We start from the raw sequence: 21,050 nt of genomic DNA, 5'->3' as shown, positions 1-21,050 counted from the left end.
GGGCGAGAAGTTTTTATTTTTTATCTCGTTCCAACTCGATGAGGAAAAGGGCGTAATCCTGTACTTTAAATGAGGAGGGCCAATCGGCCAAATTGGGTGGTAACGCGGAAGTCCACGGCTTTCGTCCCAGAGAAGGGACAGCCGTGGACTATTATGTTATATAAGGGGGATTTTGTTATGAATTTACCATTGGTTGGATTAAAGGGTGAACGAAGTGAAATTAAGGTACAGGACACCACGGTCGGAGGTAGAGATGTTATTTTAATGGGTGGTCCTTGTGCGGTGGAGTCGAGGGAACAGATGCGAGCAGCTGCGAAGGCTGTTAAAGCAGCCGGAGGAAGAGTTCTAAGAGGCGGGGTATATAAACCGCGCACTTCACCCTATAGTTTTCAGGGACTTGGAGAAGAGGGTGTTGAGTATCTGGTAGAGGCTGCAGCGGAATACGGGTTGCTCTGTGTCACAGAGGTCATGGATGAGCATGGATTAGAAGTGCTTATAGATAAGGTAGATATCCTTCAAATCGGCTCAAGGAACATGCAGAATTTCCATCTTCTCAAAGTGTTAGGAGAAATTAGAAAACCAGTCATTTTAAAGAGAGGACTCTCGGCAACCATCGAAGAATGGTTGCTTGCGGCAGAGTATATCTTGGCCGGAGGGAATTCAGAGGTCATCCTTTGTGAACGAGGAATCCGAACCTTTGAACCTAGCACTCGAAATACTTTGGACTTAAGTGCAGTTAGCTTGGCGAAGGAACTTTCCCATCTCCCGGTGATTGTAGATCCCAGTCACGCAGCTGGAAGAGCCGACCTAATCCCTTCGCTAGCAAAGGCAGCTATTGCTGGAGGAGCGGATGGACTTCTTATTGAGATGCATCCCAACCCAGCCGAAGCACAAAGTGATGGAGCGCAATCTCTCACACCGGAGCAATTCGCGCAGCTGGCTTCAGAACTTCAGACGGTAGCGAAGAGTGTTAAGCGGAATTTCGTCTGTCCTAAGGAGGAGAGGGGTCTTGAACAACTCAGGGAACGAATCGATCATATCGATCAAGACATTGTACACCTCTTAGCGGAACGAATGCATACGGCTAGGGAGATAGGAAGTTATAAGAAGGTGGATCATATTCGGGACGGGAAAAGGGAAACGGAAATTTTGCAAAAGCTTCAAAAATGGGCTTTAGAAGTAGATTGTCCGCCTGAATTGCTAAGGGCAATTTATCCTACGATTTTTGATTATTCGATACGTTTGCAACTGAAAAATAAGGGAGGTCAGGAATCTGAGCTAGTGATGTAAGCGCAAAAAGGGGAACCGCTAACTTGTCGTAAGTTAACGGTTCCCTTTCGGTTATTTGCTAATTTGGGTAATCTCAAATTTTAGTCGGCAGATATCAAATGAATGGACGGCGAATACTATTTATATCTTACTTATTGCAATCTTCCAATTGCCAGTTCTAAAACAGCAATAAACGGCAAAAAAATGCAGATAATGCTTTGCAAAACTGCATAAAAGTGATATTCTACAGATAGATAACAAAAAAGTCCTTCGGTAATATGTCAAGACCATAAAATATATGGTCAAACTTTTCTAGTAGCCAGTTGTCCTAAAAAAGGCAATAAAAAATCTACCCATTTCCAAAGCGATATGGAAACAAGTTACAAAAATGGGATTTAGACTTTTGGACTATTGAATCGCTCTCACCCCCAATTACCTTTCGGCTGGTAGATTTGGTTAGTGCGTAGCAGAGCATCAACCATACGTACGAGTTTACGTGCAGTGAGCACTAAAGCACGGCGATGATGATGGGTTTTACTTTCATTGAATTTACGAGAGTAGAAAGCTTTGTACTCTGGCTCGTTCAACCGAACCATATTAGCTGCTTGGACAAAATAAGACCGGAGGTAGCGGTTACCAGAGTTGCTTAAAGGGGTGTCATCGGCTGTAAAATCACCCGATTGATGAGTTTTCCAAGTTAGACCTGCATATTTAGCTAAAGCAGCTTCATTAGGGAAGCGCCGAATATCAGCAATTTCAGCAATAATACCAGCAGTAAAGACTGGACCAACACCTGGAATAGAAGTGAGGGTGTTAGGAAAATGTTCAAGCTCAGCTTCAATTGCCTTATCAATTTTCTTGAGTTGGAGTTGTAACGTTCTAATGGTTTCGAAGCTTGTCGCTAGAATCAGATTTAGGGGTTGAAGTAAATTACCCCGAAGACGATGTGCTTTGCGTGCTGCTTCCTTAAGTGCAGTAGCAGTCCCTTCTGGATCCTTAAACTTGCTTTTCCCTTTGTCCACGAGGAACTCAATTAATTCATCAAGCGGTCGAGCCGCAATTTCCTCAGGAGAGAAAAATTCAAGAATAAGGGATTCAGAAGTAGCCCCAAAAGTGTTGCTAAAGACCTCGCCTTGAGCTAAAGTACTAAATTTTAAAAACAAGTTCGTTAAGAAGTAATTTTTCTCCCGGGTAATAGTTTCTACTAAGTGACAGCGAAAGCGGGTTAATCTCTGAAGGGGTAAGAAACGAAAATCAACTTGGCAATTCTCCGGAAGACGTCCAAATCTTAAACGATCTGCAATAATCCAAGCATCAACCCAATCGTTCTTAGGCAAATCCAAATAGGATTCTTTAAACTTGCTCACGATTTTAGGATTAAAAGAATAGATTTGTGGGTTAAAGGGAGCGATGCTTGGTTCTTCGGCCAAAAACATCTGGATATGCCAGCTGTAGACAGAAGTAGCCTCCATACCAATAACAAGGCGATCTTCGGAATTAGTCTTACAAGCATTAACTAAGTATGAAGCCAGAGATTCGACACCTAAACGATCATTAGAAGCATGAAAACGCTTGGAAACTTCATCGCCCCGATCATTCATCACTTTTACTTTAAAATCTTTAGAACTGACATCAATGCCAACAAATAAACTCATAGAAATCACCTCCCTTTCTAGTGGAAGTATGTAAAAATTACTGCTGGGCACCAGGCACCACAACCGTTCAACAACCTCGCCGAATCAGCACTTTCTTGTAGGAACCTTTGATCCAGACGACCTGCTACTATCGAAAGGAGGACCATCAAGTTGCGCAACCTTCGCGTTAAAAGCTCAAGATGTGGGCTGGGGGTCAGACTTTTCAAGAGGTCAAGCCTCAAGGAGTAAAATACCTTCCCAGAATGTAACCTTACGGTTTCATTGTGCCTGTAAAGCCAGCAAAATTAAATACTTTTCTGAGATTAAGAATCTTAAAGTAAGGCATGCGTGTGTGCCTTAATGTGGAAAAGCAATTTGGGGTAGTGTTAAAAGAGCTTTCCCACAACGGCACGCCCCACACACCTTCGACGACTGCATGGGGTATGCGTTATACTGCGCGCACCTTATTGCTTAAGGAAATTTCCAGTTGAAACGGGTTCAATTTAAAAGCTCCCCGTTCCAATCTAAAGGACTCGAGGAGCTAGGAACAAATATTATTATACGAGGAGTATAGTGTATGTTTGCTGAGGAACGTCATGAGCGTATCCTTTTCAAGGTAAGATCCACGGGAAGGGTATTTGCCAAGGAACTTGCGGAAGAATTTCAGGTTTCCATAGATACCATTCGTAGGGACCTGACAACCATGGAGGAAAACGGTCTTCTAAAAAGAACGCATGGAGGAGCTGTGCCTTTATCAAAGGTTAGACGATTTCCGATGGATGACCGAATCAGATATAGTGAGGGAACAGAGCATCAAAATGCTGTGGCTAAGCTAGCCGTATCATACATCGAGCAGGGTGACACGTTATTTTTAGGTGGGGCTAGCATCCATTATATCTTGCTGAAATATCTTCCTGTCGATCGGAACTATACAGTAATTACAAATTCACTTATCATTGCGGAGAAACTTAAAGATCACAGTAACATTGAAACGTATATCGTCTGTGGAAAAGTTAAAAGTGAGGAAGGGATCGTGGATGCTTTAGCGACTGAATTTATAAGAACGTTAAGGATAGATACGGCTTTTTTGACGGGGGGAGGAATTTCTGCGAAACATGGACTGAGTAGTTCAACCCCGGAAGGTGCTATTTTCCAAAGAACGGTAGCGGAAGTTTCGCGTCAAACAATATGCCTTGCGAACTTTGATAAGGTAGGGACAGAATTTTTTTCAAAAACGATTGATTTGGAAGATTTGGATGTTCTCATTACAGATTGGGAAGCACCAGATGAAGAAATTGAGAAAATCCAACAGTTGGGTGTTAAAGTCTTAATCGCAAAAGAAAATTAATGAGAAAGAAGGTTGGATGATTATGAGAGTCAATTTTTATGAGTCACAAAGAGAGTACCTTGAGAAAAAGGATGAATTCAATCGTGCGATTCAGTCCGTTCTCGAAAAGGGGAATTTTATCCTTGGTGAACAAGTCGCTCAACTTGAGAACGAAATCAAAGAGTATTGCCAGGCGAAATATGCAGTTGGAGTAGCATCTGGAACGGATGCACTGACCATAGCGGCAGATATTCTCGGGTTTAAGGACGGAAAAGAGGTTATAACTTCCCCATTTACGTTTCTGGCCTCAGCCTCGTGTATCACAAAGCATAAAGGACGTCCTGTTTTCGTGGATATTGATGAAGAGACCTTCGCTATTGATGTGAATAAGATCGAGGAAAAGATAAACAAAAATACAATCGGAATCCTTCCTATACACTTGTTCAATCAGATGGCAGATATGGATAGAATCATGGATATTGCAGCTGAGCATCAACTCAGGGTGTTAGAAGACGCGGCTGAAGCCTTTGGTATGAGATGGAAGGGTAAGGGAAGCCAATATAAACATTCAGGAACGATCGGTGACTTTGGAGTATTTTCGTTTTTCCCGACCAAAACTCTCGGGGGTTATGGTGATGGGGGAATGATAATTACGAATAACGAAGAACTTGCTCAAAAAGCGAAACAGTATAGGGTACATGGTGCTTCAAAGAAATACTTTTATGATAATGTCGGGTATAATTCGCGTTTGGATACCCTCCAGGCGGCGGTATTATTAGTCAAATTGAAGTATATTGATGATGCAATAAGTAAGAGAGAAAAGATTGCCAAGCAGTATATGGAAAGCTTAAGTGACTGTAAAAATATAAGGTTTCCTAAAGTTAGAGGAGAGCAGAAGTCAGTCTACTATGTGTTTAACCTATTGGTTGAGAATAGGGATGAACTAGCAGCGTATTTAGCTAAGAACGAAATAGGATATAGTATTTATTATCCTCGTCCGCTTCATGTACAGGCGTGTTTTGAGGATTTAGGATATAAAAAAGGGGACTTCCCGATTGCTGAAAGGGTAGCAAGTGAGATCATTGCGCTTCCAATCTATCCTGAAATGAGGACATATGAAGTCGAGTATATATGTGAAACGATTAAGTCATTTTACCTTAGCTAACCGTCACTGTAAAAAAGCATCTGGTTGCTGATTTTTTTAAAATGGGAGGAGCTTGATGATGATTAAGAAAATACCCTTTTCACCACCTGATATTACTGAGGAAGAGATTGCTGCCGTTTCAGAAGTTCTGAGGTCTGGATGGATTACATCAGGGCCTACTACTGCCCGATTTGAGCAAGAGTTAGCAGATTACAGTGACACTCAGCATGCCGTTGCTTTAAATAGTGCAACGGCAGGTATGGAACTCATTTTAAAGGTCTTGGGTATTGGTGAAGGTGATGAAGTCATAACGACGCCTTACACCTATGCCTCAACCTCAAATGTAATTGTTCATCGCGGAATAAGACCAACGTTCGTGGATGTTAAAAAAGATAGTTTTTTAATTGATGAGCAAAAAATTTATGAAGCAATTACTCCGAAAACGAAAGCGATTATGTCAGTTGACATAGCGGGAGTGCCTGTTGATTATGATGCTATAAGGAAAGTCCTAAAGGCAAAAGATCGTGAAGATATTACCCTGATTTCTGATTCCGCACACTCTTTTGGAGCGACGTATAAGGGGCAGAAGGTTGGAGGACAGATGGATTTTCATGTCTTCTCTTTTCATGCCATAAAGAATCTGACGACGGCAGAAGGAGGAGCAATAACTTATAACGACAATCGTTTTCATGGCAAGGAAGACTTATATAAGGAATTTAAATATACTTCCTTACAAGGCCAAACTAAGGATGCCTTTTCAAAAATGCAAGCGGGAGCTTGGGAATATGATATCTTAACCGATGGTTTCAAATGTAATATGACCGATATTATGGCAGCAATCGGACGTGTTCAACTTCGACGGTATGACGAGATGTTAAGAAAAAGAGCGGAACTCCATGAGGTGTACAGTACCATTCTTGGTACGAAAGAATGGGCGATACTTCCTTTTGAAAAAGATGATGAAATAGAAACAAACTATCATTTATATACATTAAGACTGAAGGGCTTTACTGAAGAACGAAGGAACCGTGTAATACAAAGGATGGGCGAAAAAGAGATCGCCACGAATGTGCATTTCAAGCCACTACCCATGTTTACGCTGTATAGGAACCTTGGTTATAGACTCGAAGATTATCCCAATGCGCATGCTCAGTATGCCAATGAGATTACATTGCCGCTTTATTCGAAGCTGTCCGTCGATGATGCGGAATATGTGGCAAAAGAGCTTATTGAGTGTATCGAAAGGGTTTAGAGGAAATTAAATTTTAAATAAAAACCATTTGCACGTATTTAACTCATATTTTAACTCGAAGACTTTAAGAAGTCCGTTGATGATGCTCTGGCAGCGGAAAATGATCATACGATTCCCAGCGAGCTTTTCCTCGGTTTTTAAGAGAATCTTGTCAATGGTAATGATAACGGGAACGCCTTCAAAGGTCGCTTTATATTTAACCGGCCGAGGAATTCCGCCTTCGCTAAAACGAGCGACCATCTCAATGGGTTGCATAATAATCTTCACTTTGAACATTCCCCCCTTTAAGCTATTGGCTATATTCGTCTAAAAGTGAATTCTTAAAGCAAACTCGTCATCATAGGATATTCCTCTTCCGCGACGACTCCCCCTGTCATAGATTTCAATCCGGACTGGAGATAGGAAGAGCGTATGATGGCGCTTGAGCCAAATCGTTCCCGGATCGTATCAACTGCCCGATCCACTTTTCGTTCTTTCTCATAATCTTTTTCAAATAGGGAAAGCTGAACGAAGTCATTTTGGCAAAACTCTGAAACGCGAGCTCCGATGTGCCTTAGAGGTTGACCTCTCCATAATTCGTCAAAGAGTTGACAAGCGACTTCCCAGATTTCATTCGTACAGTCGGTAGCGTGGGAAATTTTTCGCTGATGGGAGTAGGAGAGAAACTCATTTGTCCGAAAGGAAATCGCTACAAGTTGGGCAGAATATTGCCCCTGTCTTAAGCGGGTGGCTACGGTTTCGATGAGAGAGAGCAGGACGAGTTGAGCCTCTTTGCGATCTTCAACATCGAAGGGCAAGGTTGTAGAGTTTCCCATGCCTTTAACTTGAATACTTCCACCCGGTTTGACGGGAGAATGTTCGATTCCGTGGGCGTAGTTCCAGATGAGACTACCGTGGCTTTTTAGGCTCATCCTTAAAAGTTTAGGATCTGTTTGAGCCAGTTCGCCAATCGTTTTAATATTTCGGGACAGGAGTTTTCGAGAGGTTGCCCTTCCCACCATAAAGAGTTCTTCGATAGGTAAAGGCCACATTTTCGTGGGAATCTCCTCGGGAAATAGGGTGTGGACCTTATCGGGTTTTTCGAGTTCAGAAGCCATTTTGGCGAGAAGCTTATTTGACGAAATCCCGATATTTACAGTGAAGCCAAGCTCGCCTCTAATTCGGTTCTTAATCTTATAAGCAGTTTCTAAGGGATCTCCAAAGAGCTGGTCCATAGAGGTAAAGTCCAGGAAGTATTCATCGACGGAGAACTGCTGAATTAAGGGGGAATACTCTTTTAAGATAGCTCCTAATGCTTGGCTACATTGGCGAAACAGAAGATAATTTGGCTTGGCAATGACTAGGTTAGGACATTTTGAGGTTGCAGAGAACAAAGTTTCGCCTGTTTGAATATTGTACTTCTTAGCTGGAATAGACTTAGCGAGGACGATACCATGTCGGGTTAAGGGGTCTCCCCCCACCACGGAAGGAATCGTTCTTAGGTCCAAGGAATCTCCGTGCTGTAGACGGTGGACGGCTTCCCAGGAGAGGTAAGCGGAATTTACATCGATATGGAATATAGTGCGTGCCCCCAACTTAATCACCGCCATGGAAGATTGATTTAGAAATAGCATGGGTGAAGTTCTCTTGTGTTCGTATTATTTTATATTATATGCGAATATACGTTCTTTATCAATGGAAACGCATATTCTAAAATAAGGTATTTTGTTCTTAGCATTGTCGAATGCCTTTGAACACGGGATAAAGAGGCATAATCCAAACGAAAAAGGTATTTTTTTAGAGAATGTTCGGAAATGCTATTGAAATAATCTCGAACTTAGGGTATAGTTTAGTCGTTTGTGGTGTGGTTTTTTAGAAGGAGGTTGAAACCTTGAAAAAATATGATGTTATAGTGGTCGGTGCAGGGCCGGCTGGTATTTATACCTGTTATGAATTAGTGTCAAAAGCGCCTCAATTATCGGTTCTTTTGATCGATAAAGGGCGTGACATTTATAAACGAAGTTGTCCTATTCTCAAAAAGACGCTTTCCAAATGCCCCCCTCCGAATAAGCAAAGAGAGTTTGCAAGTTGTAATCCCGCCTGTTCCATCACTAATGGTTTTGGTGGTGCCGGAGCGTATTCAGATGGAAAGTTTAATATTACAACAGAGTTTGGGGGATGGATGACAGAATATCTGCCACCTTCTGAAGTCTTGAATCTGATCAAGTATGTTGACGATATTAACTTAAGGCATGGAGCAACCCCGGTTTTAACTAATCCGAATACTCCCGCAGTAAAGGATATTGAAAAAAGAGGCCTAGGTGCAGGTCTGAAGCTGCTTAGAGCTCAGGTTCGCCATCTCGGGACGGAGCAAAATCTTGAAATCCTCAAGGACATCTTTGAGTTTCTTAAGGATAAAGTAGATATGGTTTACGAATCAGAAGTCGCAGATATCATAGCCAATGAAGAGGAAGGAAAACTTCGAGTTAGTGGGATTCGGACCAGTAAGGATCAGGAGTATTACGCGCCCAAGGTTGTCGTAGTTCCTGGTCGGGATGGTTCAGAATGGTTCCGCGATGTCCTAAAGAAATATAAGCTCGAAATGACAAGTAACCAGGTTGATGTAGGAGTTCGTGTGGAGACACTCGATACGATTATGGAAGATATTAATGAGAATTTATATGAAGGTAAATTCCTCTTTCGGACCTCTGTCGGAACGACTGTAAGAAGCTTCTGCAGTAATCCTTCTGGGCATGTCGTCATTGAGAATCATACCGGAGTAATGCTCGCTAATGGTCATGCTTATAATGATAAGAACTTGGGAAGTAACAATACCAACTTTGCTTTGCTGGTTTCTCATAACTTCTCTTATCCGTTCAATAAACCAACAGAATATGCGAAAGCGATTTCCCGACTTGCGAACGACTTATCGAATGGGAGTGTCTTGGTTCAAACGTTCGGGGATATTCTGAAGGGTCGCCGTTCCACGGAAAAGCGCGTCAGTGAAAGCTTTGTTGAACCGACCTTAAAAGAAGCGGTTCCTGGTAACTTAGGGCTGGTTCTTCCTTACTCTACCATGAAGAGCATCATTGAAATGATGGAAGCTCTGGATAAGGTTACCCCGGGTATTGCTTCGGAGCATACGTTGCTCTATGGTGTGGAAGCAAAATTCTATTCTTCACGTCCAAAACTCAAAAATAATTTCGAAACGGAGATTGAAGGACTCTACGCAGGTGGAGATGGAGCAGGGGTAACTCGCGGTCTAGCTCAAGCCGAAGCTTGTGGGATAGTCATTGCTCGGGATATTATTGGGGAAGTTTGATATGATGTAAACTAAATAAAGTTGCTGAGAACAAAAGGAGGCATCCCTATGATAAGGATGCCTCCTGATTTTATATAGAGTAATTATGAAAAGCTACTCGCCCCAAAGCGCCTATGCTGAGGAGCTACATGAAATTCTAGTTTGATTTCGTCTCCGCTTCAGACTTATCGAACTCAGCTTGAATCGCTTGAGAAGGTACAGCTGTCATAAGGCTAACAACAACAATGGCTAGAAGACCCATGGTAAAGCCAGGAATCATCTCATAGATGGATTTCAGAGCGGGGAATTGAGTCCAAAGGATAACGGTACCCGCTCCTGCGATCATCCCAGCAAGAGCTCCCCATTTCGTCATTCGCTTCCAATACAAGCTTAAAAGGATAACGGGTCCAAAGGAAGAACCAAATCCAGCCCAGGCATATCCTACGAGATTTAGAATGGTATCATTCTGACTCCAAGCCAGGTAGGTAGCGGCGAGTGCTACGAGAAGCACGCAGAGTCGACTGATAAAAACGAGTTCTTTATCTGAAGCCGAGCGACGAAGGAGAATTCGGTATAAGTCCTCGGTTAAGGAGCTTGAGGTTACGAGAAGCTGGGAGGAAATGGTGCTCATGATTGCAGCGAGAATCGCCGAGATGAGGAATCCAGTGATGATCGGATGGAATAGAATTTTTCCTAGTTCGATAAACACAGTTTCAGGGTTGGGTAGACTAAGCCCGTGGGTAGAGAAATAAGCAATCCCAATGAGGCCGGTAAACATAGCACCAACTTCTGAGAAAACCATCCAGCTCATTCCTATTTTACGTGACTTTTTGATCTCCTCGACTGAGGATATCGCCATAAAACGTACTATGATATGAGGTTGACCAAAGTACCCTAATCCCCAGGCGAAAAGAGAAATCATACCAATAAAACTAGTGCCTTTAAAAACATCTAAGAGCGCAGGATTAATGGATTGAATATGGCTGAAAGAAGCCCCTAATCCACCGCTGTTCATAATCGTAACGATCGGTACTAGGATAAGTGCAAGAACCATAATGAGTCCTTGGACGAAGTCCGTAAGGCTTACTGCTAAGAATCCTCCGAATAGAGTATAGGTAACAATTACAGTAAGAATTAACCAAAGGCCTGTATGGTATTCCATCCCGAACGTTGTATTAAAGAGGACTGCTCCAGATACCAAACCGGAGGAGACATAAAATGTAAAGAAAATAATAATGACAAGAGCGGAAACTAACCGGAGGATATTGGACTTATCGTGAAACCGATGACCGAGGAACGAAGGAATCGTAATGGAATCATTAGCAATGAAGGTATAGGAGCGTAGGCGAGGTGCCACATAGAGCCAGTTTGCATAAGCGCCTAGAGTAAGTCCAGCAATAATCCATCCAGCACTTAACCCTTGAGTAAACATGGCTCCAGGAAGTCCCATCATAAGCCAACCGCTCATGTCGGAGGCGCCTGCGCTTAGAGCTGTGACTGCGGGGCCAAGGGTTCGACCTCCAATCATATAGTCGGATAGATTCGAGGTTCGCTTGTAGGAATAATAACCAATGAATAACATCATTAACATATAGAAGGCGACGGAAACAGTAACCATCCTAAACCACACTCCTCGGTATTTTTCTGCTCTATACTTGATACACGTTCCCAGTGTAATGTACATAATACCATAGACCTTGATTTTCTGAACTGTCAAGTGAATAAGTATACATTATTCTTCGTGAAAACTCTGCACATCTTTACACGGAGTTCTTCCCTCTTAAAGTTAATATAATGATTGAAAAGTTAAGGAACGATTAAAGAGTACTTGCAGGGTAAGCACAAGACAAATTATATTAACCATATTATGGTAATGTAGAAAGAATAAACATTAATTATAAAGCTTAAAAAGGAGTGAGCTTGGTATGAACCGTTGGAGATGGAGACATCGGGGGCCATGGCGTCGCTGGTGGGGTTTTCCGATTATAATTATTAGTCCATGGTTCCGTCGCCGCCGCCGTTGGTAGGCATAGTGTTATGGGTTTTCGCTTAGGGCCGGTGAATAGCCGGTCTTTTTATATGGGGCTTTTGAGACTTGGCGAATTGAAGTAAAGATGAAATTTCCCAAAGAATTATTTGTTGATGGAAAAGTACATATTTAATCGAGCAATGGTGCAAACTTTTCGTTGAATGGTTGAAGTGAATACTTCAGATAAAGTTTCTTGAATTGATGAAGGAGTGAAGGCAAATGAGTGAAACGATTCTCGAAAAGACTGAAGGGCGAGTAAGTTATCATGATTCAGTCGAAGAGATGCTTGTCCGAATTCGGGAAGATGGAATGTCCAACGTATTTGACCGCTATGCTGCTCAAGAAAAGATTCGGTGTAAATTCTGTCTTCAGGGCTTAAGCTGTCAGCAATGCTCGCAAGGTCCCTGTCGAATTAATGAAAAAGGAGAGCAAGACAGAGGCGTTTGCGGTATCGGCCCCGATGCGATGGCTATGAGAAAATTACTCCTTCAAAACATCATGGGAGCTGGTACATATAGTCATCATGCTTATGAAGCATACCGTACGCTCAAAGCGACTGGAGAAGGGAAAACTCCTTTTAAAATTAAAGATCAGATTAAACTTAAGTGGATGTGTGAGAAACTCGGAATCAATACGAGTCAAGATATGAATCAAATGGCGATCCAACTGGCTGATCTTCTAGAGCATCAGCAACAAATCGGAGTTGAAGAGCCGAATCTGATGGTAGAAGTCTTTGCTCCTAAAAAGCGCAAGCAGGTCTGGAGAGATCTCAATATCTATCCTGCAGGAACGGTTCATGAAGAACAAAACTGTGTTGCAAGCTGTCTTACAAACGTCGATGGTAACTACGCCTCCCTCACGCTGAAAGCACTACGGTTAGGACTAGCGACTATTTACAACTCACAGATTGGTCTTGAGATGGTTCAAGATATTCTTTTTGGTACCCCGCAGCCTCATGAAGTGAATGTCGATTTAGGAATCATGGATCCGGAATACGTGAATATTGTTTTTAACGGTCACCAACCTTGGGCAGGAGCAGCAATGATCGAAAGAGCTAAAGCTGCCGACGTTCAACAAAAGGCAAAAGCAGCCGGGGCGAAAGGCCTGCGCGTCATTGGGTCAATTGAGACCGGACAAGAGCTTCTACAGCGTTTTGAAATGGATGATGTATTTGTAGGCCTGATGGGGAATTGGATGACCATCGAACCGTTACTTGCCACAGGTACGGTGGATGTCTTAGCTATGGAAGAAAATTGCTCTCCACCAGCTATCGATATGTATGCTGAGAAATATCAGGCAACCCTTGTCGCCATCAGTACAATCATTGATATCCCAGGCTTACAGCACAAGATTCCGTATAACCCCTCCGAAGTCGATAAAATGGTTGAAGCGCTGATCGATTTGGGAATAGAGAACTTTAAGAAGCGTAAAGGGAAAGTCACACCAAAGGTCCCCCAGAAAACGACGAAGGCCATAGCAGGCTTTTCTACTGAGGCTGTCTTAGGAGCTCTCGGTAACAAACTCGATCCACTTGTCGAAGTGATCGCTGCTGGGAAGATTAAAGGGGTAGTCGCCCTAGCGAACTGCTCAACCTTAAGGAATGGCCCTCAAGACTGGAACACGGTTAACCTCACGAAGGAGCTTATCAAAAAGGATATTCTCGTCGTAGCGGGAGGCTGTGGAAATCATGCCTTAGAGGTCGCAGGGCTTTGTAATATGGATGCGGTGAATATGGCGGGAGCGGGGCTTAAAGAGATTTGCACTGCCTTAAAGATTCCACCCGTACTGAGCTTCGGAACCTGCACGGATACCGGGCGGATTTCTATGCTCGTTACGGCACTAGCGGATCATCTCGATGTAGATATCCCACAACTGCCTATTGCAGTCACCGCCCCTGAGTGGATGGAGCAAAAGGCTACTATCGACGGCGTGTTTGCTGTTGCTTATGGTGCTTACACGCATCTTTCCCCTACTCCCTTTGTAACGGGTGGACCGCAGTTGGTAAAACTTTTGACGGAAGATGTCGAAGGGCTGACGGGTGGCAAGATTGCCCTTGGAGATGACCCGGTGGAAGTAGCAAATAACATTGAAGCACACATTATTTCCAAACGGAAAGGGTTAGGGCTACAATAAAGGAAACTTACTTCAGGTGGGGTTCTAACACCATCTGAAGTTTAGTTGACTTATCCAGGGCTTATCGCCACTTTCTTCTTCTAAAGAAGCGGGAGTTTTAGTGGCGGTTAGTCATGGACAAAGCAGGAAAATGTTCAGGGCATACCGAAACTTTTTGTTACGGTGTGCCCATTTCTTTTTCACTGAGCCTTGACTCGAAAAAAATGATGAGGAGCTTTACCCATGAATTCAACGACTACTTGCCACAGTTGTGGATGCAATTCTTGTACAGGACAATTCTGCGCTTCAAAAGTACCCATCTTTTCAACGCTCGCTGATGAACAACTCGCGATGATTACGAATTTGATAACACGCAGGAAGTATAAAAAGGGTCAGGTTATTTTCTTCGAGGGAGACCTATCAGATAAGTTCTACATCATTAATCAAGGAAAAATAAAGACCTTCAAGCATACCCGGGAGGGTAAGGAACAAATCCTTTATATCCTTACAGAGGGTGACTTTATCGGTGATCTTAGCTTATTAAAAAAGAGCGCTTTCCAGTATAATGCAGAAGCTCTGGAAGACGTTAATGTCTGTACCTTAGCGAAAGATGACTTTGATAAGATTCTCAAGGAAAGTCCAGAAATTTGCCTTCGAATCCTGGAAAGCGTTCATGACCGCCTGCTTAATCTTGAGAACTTGGTACAGACTCTAAGTACGAAGGATGTTGAGGCAAGGATTGCTGGACTTTTAATCAGTTTGTCTGAGAGTTTCGGGACTAAGAAAGAGGGCAAGGTCATTTTGGATATGGCCCTAACCCGAGAAGAGATGGCCAACTTCATCGGTATAACACGGGAGACCATGAGTAGAAAGCTTTCGAGTTTGCAGGAGGAAGGATTCATCGAGCTTGTTGGAAATAAGAGAATTGTTATTAACAAGCTCAATGCTCTGAAGGACTTAACCTAACAAAAGTTTCGGGTGATATAAAGGGTTTTCCACAGTCCATGGGAATAGAGAAGGAAATCAACAGAATTTGAGGAAAGTATTGACAGATATCTAAACACGAATGTATACTGAATACATCTTGGAAGTGCTTTTGATGAAAATAGAAGGTGGAAAATCCAAATAAACTTTGAAAAGGAGGCCGTACCATGATTGTAATCACTGTTAATTATGTAAAATCTATTATCTCTCACGGCCTGTGTAGACCCAATTAACCATGATGTATTAATTCAGAATGGAAAATGGGGTTGCGGGCTGTGCCCGTGACTTTTTTATTTTCTACGAGCCACGGAACAGACTCTCAGGATGAGGGGATCCGTGGCTTTATTTATTGAAGGAGTGAGTGAATACATCATGTTGTTATTTAGAAATTTACTAAACCCCTATCGGGGAATGCCTAGGGAAATTTATGTGATTTTCATAGCAAGAATTATAAACGCAATCGGCGCTTTCGTCATGCCCCTGATGACGATAATATTAACTCAAAGTATAGGGTTATCTAAAGAGATGGCAGGCTTATATCTTAGTCTTGCTGGGATTATCAATCTGCCAGCATCCTTAATAGGGGGAAAACTAGCTGATAGCTTTGGACGGAAAAAGGTCATTCTCTTTTTTGATGGACTAGCGATTGTGCTCTATCTCATAGCGGGATGCATGCAACCATCCATGGACTTAGTTTATGTTGTCATCTTAGCAGGAGCTGCAATGACGACTGCTGGGCCGGCTCATGACTCGTTGATTGCGGATTTAACAACTCCAGCAAATCGAAGTGGCGCTTATGCACTTTCCTATTTGGGTTGGAATATCGGCTTTGCGGTGGGTCCTGTCATGGGAGGATTGCTTTATCAGCATCATCTATCGTGGGTGTTTATCGGAGATGCTTTGACCGCATTTTTAGCCTTACTTCTTATCCTTTTTTTCATTAAAGAGACCATTCATACAACCCATGAAGAAATCCAGGATGAGGAGCGTCGTTTAGAGCGGCGAGAGAAAGGTTCGATTTTCCAGGTATTGATGAAACGACCGATTCTCATTTGCTTTGCTATCATTATGTTTGGGTATAATTTTACCTACTCACAATGGTCTTTTATGCTTCCCATGCAAACGATGGAGAAGTTTCCTGCGAATGGAGCTCAGTACTTTGGGTTTGTCGCTGGATTTAATGGATTAATCGTTATGATTTTTACGCCGATCGTCACAAAACTCTCGGAGAAGCTTACGCACTTACGTCGTGCCGTTATCGGAGGGATACTGTATGCGGTTGGTTTCGGAATGCTTGGGGTGTTGAATTCTTTATTCTTTCTCTTCGTTTGGGCCTTTGTATTTACTTTGGGTGAAATCATTTTAGCCATCAGTGTGACTCCTTTCATTGCTGATCACACCCCTGCCTCTCATCGTGGGAGAATGAGTGCGATTATCCCTATGCTCTCAGGATTAGGTTTCACGTTAGGCCCCTTAGGGATGGGGAAAGTATTAAATTATGTGAGTATCGATACAGGCTGGATGGCCCTGGGGATTTCTACGCTTATCTTCACGGTTTTTATGAAGATATTGGAACGTTCCGAAAAGAGAGGAACGGCTAACTGATGGGTAAGCCGAAAGTGATAGGATCCTATGAGAAATAGGAAGGGGCGGTTGCAAATGTAGAATTTTGCAACCGCCCCTTTGAATTTAGATTATGACTGTTCCAAAGTTGAGGGATCTTTTTTCTTTTTTTGTTCCTGTTTAAAGCTTACACTGCGAGATTCGTACTTAGCACTATCTGGACCTTCGGGCCGTTTTTGGATTTCACCGGATTTCTTCATAGTCTAACCTCCTCCGAAATTTCCTTCATAGATAACTTTTGAAGAACTCCACTTCACTTATTATGCGAATAATCCTGTTTTAACATGTAAGAAGGATGAAGGGAACTAGGAAAAAATGGCGAAATAGAATTAATAAAAGGAAATTGTTGCAGGAACCACTTTTTTGTTAAGTTTAATAGGTTATAGACCAAATAAAACACTCCAATTTAGGTAACTCTATTAGTATAAGAAAGTTACCTAAAAGGAGTGTTTTTAATGCGACCATTTCTCGTAAGAACTATCCTAAGAATACGGCACTTTTTTAGAAAAATTCGTTATAAACTAAGGTGATTTGATATTGTCTATCTATTTATTTCCTGACCTCGATATTCGCGAGCTTTTCATAATATTGGACAAGTGCACTGTGATCTGCTTGGTCCAAGTCGTAGATCTTTAAGGTCTGCATCATTTCCATCACGGATGCAGTAAGCGGGAGAGGGGCTCCCATGTCATGTCCGGTCTCCAGAACATTGTTAAGATCTTTGATATGAAGATTAATACGGAAGCCGGGATCAAATCGACGTTCGAACATGAGGGGAGCTTTGGCATCAAGCACGGTACTTCCGGCGAGTCCTCCGCGGATTGCTTTATAGACTGTTTCAGGGTTTGCACCCGCTTTTGTGGCTAGGACTAAAGCCTCGGATACTGCAGCTATATTTATGGCTACTATGATTTGATTTGCTAATTTTGTGACGTTACCTGCTCCGACATCTCCGCAGAGAATCGCTGAGGAGCTCATTGCCTTGAGAACGGGATAAAACTCTTCAAAATCTGTGGCGCTCCCGCCGACCATGATGGATAGAGTACCATCTATAGCCTTGGGTTCTCCTCCGCTCACCGGGGAATCCATAAAGCGAACGTTTTTCTCCGAGAGATTCATCGAGATTTCACGGCTTACACCTGGGGCGATCGAGCTCATGTCGATAACCATGGTTCCGGGTCTGACTCCTTCAATCACACCGTTTGGCCCTAACACCACTTCCCGAACTTGGGGAGAATTCGGAAGCATTGTAATAATGAGAGAACAACGTTCAGCGACCTCTTTAGGGGAGGAAGCTGCTTCTGCTCCTTCGCTTACTAATTCCTTTACTGCTTCTTGGCTTCGATTAAATACAACAAGTTCATATCCTGCTTTTAATAGATTTTTACTCATGGGTTTTCCCATAATGCCAAGTCCGATAAATCCAATTTTACTCATGAATATCGCTCCATTTCGTCTAAGTTAAGAGGCATTGCCATTCACTTGTTCTGCTATTTCCTATTCGAAATCCTTAATCCATTCAAGTGAAGTGAGGGTATTGGGGGTGGGTACATATTCCATGGCAATGGCTTGGGAGTATCCCACCTTTTCTAATGCGGTGAAGAAGGTTGCATAATCGATTTCTCCTGTTCCGGGTTGATGCCTACCTGGATTATCAGCGATTTGAATATGCCCAATCTGAGGCAAAGACTCATGAAGAACCTTAAGGATGTCTTCGCTTTCACGGGCTGCATGATAGACATCGAATTGCAGGAAGATATTTTCGTGATTGATTTCGGAGATAAGCTTGAGAACATCCTGTGTTGTGTTGAGGAAGAACCCTGGAGCATCAAAGTGGTTAAGTGGCTCAACAAGAAGTCGAATTCCTTCAGGCTGAAATTGCTCAGCAGCATAACGGATATTACTTACTAAAGTGCACCATTGATCTTCCTGCGTCGTCTTAGGCAGGACTTTACCTACGAGGCAATTGACTTGTTTCACATTGAGTTTTCGTGCGGCAACGATTGCTTTGGCGACTCCTGCGCGAAATTCGTCTTGACGGTCGGGGTCTAAGGCGATCCCACGTTCACCGCTTTCCCAATCTCCAGCCGGTAAATTGAAGAGTACGAGTTCTAAGTTGTGAGCCTTAAGCTGAGCCTCAAGTTCGTCGAGGTCATAATCATAGGGGAACATAAATTCTACGCGCTTAAGTCCGGCTTCTTTCACCGCAGCAAATCGTTCCATAAAGGGTTTTTCCAGGAATAGAAAGGATAAATTCGCAACAAGTTGCTCACGCTTAACAAACATAGTGTATTCCTCCAAATTGTTTTTTTATTTTATAGTAGATTCTATTATGGATGTCGTACTTTTTTTCTTAGAGGCCATTAATATCAATCGCTACTTATTTAAGTTCAAGGACACCGCTCAAGGTCCCGTCGATGGAAACAGAACATTGGGCTGCAGGGTCAACGAGAACTTCAATTAAATAGGGGCGTCTTTCGCTAAAGGCACGAGATAAGGCATCTTTGATTTCCCCGGGTTTTTCAACTAACTCTGCCTCGACTCCCATACCCCGTGCTGTCGCGACAAAATCAAGTCCTCTCGAATGCCCTTGGATTCGGTTTTCGTATTCCAGCTCTGTGGATATCCAGCGACGGTTGTATAAAAGATTTTGTTGCTGGCGGATGAGACCGAATAAGGAGTTGTTCAGTACGACAACAACGACGGGGATATTGTGCTTTGCTGCAGTGGCGAGTTCCTGGAGAGACATGCCCAGACTCGCATCCCCTAAGAGGTTAACGACTTGACGTTCAGGATAGGCGAGCTGTGCACCTAATGCTGCACCAAGTCCCCAACCCATCGTTCCAGCACGACCTGTGATTAGGAAAGACCGCGGAACATAGGCGTCATAAAGTTGAGTCGTCCAAATCTGACTAATACCACAATCAAGTGTGACGATAGCATCTCGTTGTAAGCCTCCACGAACCTCGGCGATAGCTTGCTGAGGTTTGAGTGGAAAGGTATTAAACACAGTTTGACGGGCAAGGCGGGTGCGCTCATCTTGGAGGGCTGAGATCCGGTTCTGTGCTTGTGTATCTGGAAAGTAGCTTGAGGCTTGAAGGAGAGTAAGGAGTCCCTGCAAAAAATCTTTAATATCAGCTGCAAGCGTAAGCTCGGTAGGTATATGACGAGAAAGCTCTCGCTCATCAAGATTTACATGGATGACTTTACGTCCCTCCTTGAACAACTTGGCATCCCCAGTCCCGCGGCCATCGAAACGTCCACCAAGATTTACAATAAGATCGGATTCGAGGATCGTTTTGTTACCCAGCGGGGTTTGGCACATAGTCCCCATCAATCCTGCATAAAGGGGATGATCATTGGGAAAAGCGTCTTTACCCATTAAGGAGGAGACTACGGGGATCTGCAGTAATTCTGCTAATTCACGGAGCTCCTTTGTCGCATTTCCCTGGACCACTCCTCCACCGACGAGTAGGGTAGGAGTCTTTGCTTCCTGGAGCATAGAGAATACAGTATGAAATCTTTCCGTTGGAATTTCCTTCAGAGAAGGGTTACTCAAAGACTCATTTTGGAAAGTTTCTTGTGAGCTTTCAATCTCATTCCAATCGACTGTGAGGGTTCCCTTTTGAACGTCGATAGGTAGGTCAAGGAGGATCGGCCCTTTTCTCCCAGTCGTCGCTAAGTTCCAGGCTTCTGTCATAATTCGGGGAAGATCCTCTACCTGTAGGACTAGGTAGGCTGCTTTCGTGACAGGGCGAGCCATTTCTATCATTGGAGCTTCTTGAAAAGCATCTGTTCCCAAGAGCGCAGTAGGAACCTGGCCGGTCAAAGCAAGAAGTGGGACTGAATCACTGTAGGCACTATATAACCCTGTAAGGAAATTGGTCGCTCCTGGCCCAGACGTAGCAGCGCAGACTCCTACGAGCCCAGTTGCTCTTGAATATCCATCAGCCATGAAGATAGCGGTTTGCTCATGTCGGACATTAAACGATGAAAAGTCCAGTTCTAGAACTGCATCATAAAAGGGAAGAATTGCAGCACCAGGAATTCCATAGATTTGTCGAACTCCCTTTTTCTCTAGAAAGGCAGCGATAAATTGTGCCCCTGTCATTTGAGCCTTGTTTAAATCAAGTGGCAATTGCGTCGAGATTTCTTGTTTTTCTATTCCCCAAAGAGCCATAGCGATATCCTCCTTCTTTATCTCACATGTTGAAACAGGGTTTCGTAGTTTAGATATTCTGATACCTACACAGCCTAAATTTCAGGTAGAGTAACTGAATAGTATCACATTATGAAACGACGTTTCATAATGTGATACTATTATCTCTAATTACAGCCTTTTAGTCAAAGAAATCATCTTCAATTGTTAGAAAAACGCCTTCAATGGTCAAAGATT

At 43.1% G+C, this 21,050-nt stretch carries 16 protein-coding genes; 8 read left to right on the top strand and 8 right to left on the bottom strand.

What is annotated here, in order from left to right; all coding sequences use genetic code 11:
* Nucleotides 1–177: 177 nt before the first annotated feature.
* The gene (locus ACZ42W_RS18825) at nucleotides 178–1,290 is read left to right on the top strand and encodes a bifunctional 3-deoxy-7-phosphoheptulonate synthase/chorismate mutase (RefSeq protein WP_464166798.1); all 1,113 of its coding nucleotides are present in this window, start codon (nucleotides 178–180) and stop codon (nucleotides 1,288–1,290) included.
* A gap of 401 nt (nucleotides 1,291–1,691) precedes the next feature.
* Here ACZ42W_RS18825 and ACZ42W_RS18820 read toward each other — a convergent pair whose 3' ends face one another.
* Nucleotides 1,692–2,924 (bottom strand): IS110 family RNA-guided transposase, encoded by a 1,233-nt coding sequence (locus ACZ42W_RS18820; protein WP_464166797.1) that lies wholly within the window; start codon nucleotides 2,922–2,924, stop codon nucleotides 1,692–1,694.
* 556 nt (nucleotides 2,925–3,480) lie between these two features.
* Here ACZ42W_RS18820 and ACZ42W_RS18815 point away from each other — a divergent pair.
* From ACZ42W_RS18815 to ACZ42W_RS18805, 3 genes are read left to right on the top strand one after another with little or no spacing between them, the layout of a single operon-like run.
* Nucleotides 3,481–4,251 (top strand): DeoR/GlpR family DNA-binding transcription regulator, encoded by a 771-nt coding sequence (locus tag ACZ42W_RS18815; protein WP_464166796.1) that lies wholly within the window; start codon nucleotides 3,481–3,483, stop codon nucleotides 4,249–4,251.
* Nucleotides 4,252–4,273: 22 nt separating this feature from the next.
* Nucleotides 4,274–5,395: a DegT/DnrJ/EryC1/StrS family aminotransferase gene (locus ACZ42W_RS18810; RefSeq protein ID WP_464166795.1), complete on the top strand. Its 1,122-nt coding sequence runs from the start codon at nucleotides 4,274–4,276 to the stop codon at nucleotides 5,393–5,395.
* A 58-nt stretch (nucleotides 5,396–5,453) separates the two neighbouring features.
* Complete coding sequence (locus ACZ42W_RS18805; RefSeq protein WP_464171087.1) at nucleotides 5,454–6,626, top strand: DegT/DnrJ/EryC1/StrS family aminotransferase; 1,173 nt, start codon at nucleotides 5,454–5,456, stop codon at nucleotides 6,624–6,626.
* Nucleotides 6,627–6,632: 6 nt separating this feature from the next.
* On the opposite strand, the gene ACZ42W_RS18800 is transcribed toward ACZ42W_RS18805, so the two are convergent.
* Nucleotides 6,633–6,893, bottom strand: coding sequence for a hypothetical protein (locus ACZ42W_RS18800; protein ID WP_464166794.1), 261 nt, complete (start codon nucleotides 6,891–6,893; stop codon nucleotides 6,633–6,635).
* 53 nt (nucleotides 6,894–6,946) lie between these two features.
* Nucleotides 6,947–8,239: a Y-family DNA polymerase gene (locus ACZ42W_RS18795; RefSeq protein WP_464166793.1), complete on the bottom strand. Its 1,293-nt coding sequence runs from the start codon at nucleotides 8,237–8,239 to the stop codon at nucleotides 6,947–6,949.
* Between the two features lie 257 nt (nucleotides 8,240–8,496).
* Between ACZ42W_RS18795 and ACZ42W_RS18790 the strand changes: the two genes are divergently transcribed.
* Nucleotides 8,497–9,927, top strand: coding sequence for an NAD(P)/FAD-dependent oxidoreductase (locus ACZ42W_RS18790; RefSeq protein WP_464166792.1), 1,431 nt, complete (start codon nucleotides 8,497–8,499; stop codon nucleotides 9,925–9,927).
* 136 nt (nucleotides 9,928–10,063) lie between these two features.
* Here ACZ42W_RS18790 and putP read toward each other — a convergent pair whose 3' ends face one another.
* Nucleotides 10,064–11,524: a sodium/proline symporter PutP gene (putP, locus tag ACZ42W_RS18785; protein ID WP_464166791.1), complete on the bottom strand. Its 1,461-nt coding sequence runs from the start codon at nucleotides 11,522–11,524 to the stop codon at nucleotides 10,064–10,066.
* A gap of 630 nt (nucleotides 11,525–12,154) precedes the next feature.
* On the opposite strand from putP, the gene cooS reads away from it, so the two are divergent.
* The 3 genes from cooS (at nucleotide 12,155) to ACZ42W_RS18770 (ending at nucleotide 16,636) form a co-directional block, all read left to right on the top strand.
* Nucleotides 12,155–14,068: an anaerobic carbon-monoxide dehydrogenase catalytic subunit gene (cooS, locus tag ACZ42W_RS18780; RefSeq protein ID WP_464166790.1), complete on the top strand. Its 1,914-nt coding sequence runs from the start codon at nucleotides 12,155–12,157 to the stop codon at nucleotides 14,066–14,068.
* A 222-nt stretch (nucleotides 14,069–14,290) separates the two neighbouring features.
* A complete protein-coding gene (locus ACZ42W_RS18775) occupies nucleotides 14,291–15,013 on the top strand; it encodes a Crp/Fnr family transcriptional regulator (protein ID WP_464166789.1) in 723 nt (240 codons plus the stop codon).
* A gap of 390 nt (nucleotides 15,014–15,403) precedes the next feature.
* Entirely contained in the window at nucleotides 15,404–16,636 is a 1,233-nt protein-coding gene (locus ACZ42W_RS18770) for an MFS transporter (protein ID WP_464171086.1), read from the top strand.
* Between the two features lie 89 nt (nucleotides 16,637–16,725).
* On the opposite strand, the gene ACZ42W_RS18765 is transcribed toward ACZ42W_RS18770, so the two are convergent.
* The 4 genes from ACZ42W_RS18765 to ACZ42W_RS18750 all read right to left on the bottom strand — a co-directional run bounded on the left by ACZ42W_RS18765 (nucleotide 16,726) and on the right by ACZ42W_RS18750 (nucleotide 20,834).
* Nucleotides 16,726–16,854: a hypothetical protein gene (locus ACZ42W_RS18765; RefSeq protein ID WP_464166788.1), complete on the bottom strand. Its 129-nt coding sequence runs from the start codon at nucleotides 16,852–16,854 to the stop codon at nucleotides 16,726–16,728.
* Between the two features lie 349 nt (nucleotides 16,855–17,203).
* The gene (gene garR / locus ACZ42W_RS18760; protein WP_464166787.1) at nucleotides 17,204–18,091 is read right to left on the bottom strand and encodes a 2-hydroxy-3-oxopropionate reductase; all 888 of its coding nucleotides are present in this window, start codon (nucleotides 18,089–18,091) and stop codon (nucleotides 17,204–17,206) included.
* A gap of 60 nt (nucleotides 18,092–18,151) precedes the next feature.
* Nucleotides 18,152–18,940, bottom strand: a complete 789-nt coding sequence (gene hyi / locus ACZ42W_RS18755) for a hydroxypyruvate isomerase (protein ID WP_464166786.1) — start codon at nucleotides 18,938–18,940, stop codon at nucleotides 18,152–18,154.
* Nucleotides 18,941–19,034: 94 nt separating this feature from the next.
* A complete protein-coding gene (locus ACZ42W_RS18750; RefSeq protein ID WP_464166785.1) occupies nucleotides 19,035–20,834 on the bottom strand; it encodes a thiamine pyrophosphate-binding protein in 1,800 nt (599 codons plus the stop codon).
* Nucleotides 20,835–21,050: the final 216 nt, after the last annotated feature.

The organism is Desulfitobacterium elongatum (genome assembly GCF_055378975.1).
This window is presented reverse-complemented; position numbering and strand designations above follow the sequence as displayed.

What these genes read in the sequence shown, in the direction of transcription:
- ACZ42W_RS18815 (WP_464166796.1), top strand. Translation starts at nt 3,481, where the DNA reads ATGTTTGCTGAGGAACGTCATGAGCGTATCCTTTTCAAGGTAAGATCC.
- putP (WP_464166791.1), bottom strand. Translation starts at nt 11,524, where the DNA reads ATGGTTACTGTTTCCGTCGCCTTCTATATGTTAATGATGTTATTCATT.
- hyi (WP_464166786.1), bottom strand. Translation starts at nt 18,940, where the DNA reads ATGTTTGTTAAGCGTGAGCAACTTGTTGCGAATTTATCCTTTCTATTC.
- ACZ42W_RS18765 (WP_464166788.1), bottom strand. Translation starts at nt 16,854, where the DNA reads ATGAAGAAATCCGGTGAAATCCAAAAACGGCCCGAAGGTCCAGATAGT.
- garR (WP_464166787.1), bottom strand. Translation starts at nt 18,091, where the DNA reads ATGAGTAAAATTGGATTTATCGGACTTGGCATTATGGGAAAACCCATG.
- ACZ42W_RS18775 (WP_464166789.1), top strand. Translation starts at nt 14,291, where the DNA reads ATGAATTCAACGACTACTTGCCACAGTTGTGGATGCAATTCTTGTACA.
- cooS (WP_464166790.1), top strand. Translation starts at nt 12,155, where the DNA reads ATGAGTGAAACGATTCTCGAAAAGACTGAAGGGCGAGTAAGTTATCAT.
- ACZ42W_RS18795 (WP_464166793.1), bottom strand. Translation starts at nt 8,239, where the DNA reads ATGCTATTTCTAAATCAATCTTCCATGGCGGTGATTAAGTTGGGGGCA.
- ACZ42W_RS18770 (WP_464171086.1), top strand. Translation starts at nt 15,404, where the DNA reads ATGTTGTTATTTAGAAATTTACTAAACCCCTATCGGGGAATGCCTAGG.
- ACZ42W_RS18750 (WP_464166785.1), bottom strand. Translation starts at nt 20,834, where the DNA reads ATGGCTCTTTGGGGAATAGAAAAACAAGAAATCTCGACGCAATTGCCA.
- ACZ42W_RS18810 (WP_464166795.1), top strand. Translation starts at nt 4,274, where the DNA reads ATGAGAGTCAATTTTTATGAGTCACAAAGAGAGTACCTTGAGAAAAAG.
- ACZ42W_RS18805 (WP_464171087.1), top strand. Translation starts at nt 5,454, where the DNA reads ATGATTAAGAAAATACCCTTTTCACCACCTGATATTACTGAGGAAGAG.
- ACZ42W_RS18820 (WP_464166797.1), bottom strand. Translation starts at nt 2,924, where the DNA reads ATGAGTTTATTTGTTGGCATTGATGTCAGTTCTAAAGATTTTAAAGTA.
- ACZ42W_RS18825 (WP_464166798.1), top strand. Translation starts at nt 178, where the DNA reads ATGAATTTACCATTGGTTGGATTAAAGGGTGAACGAAGTGAAATTAAG.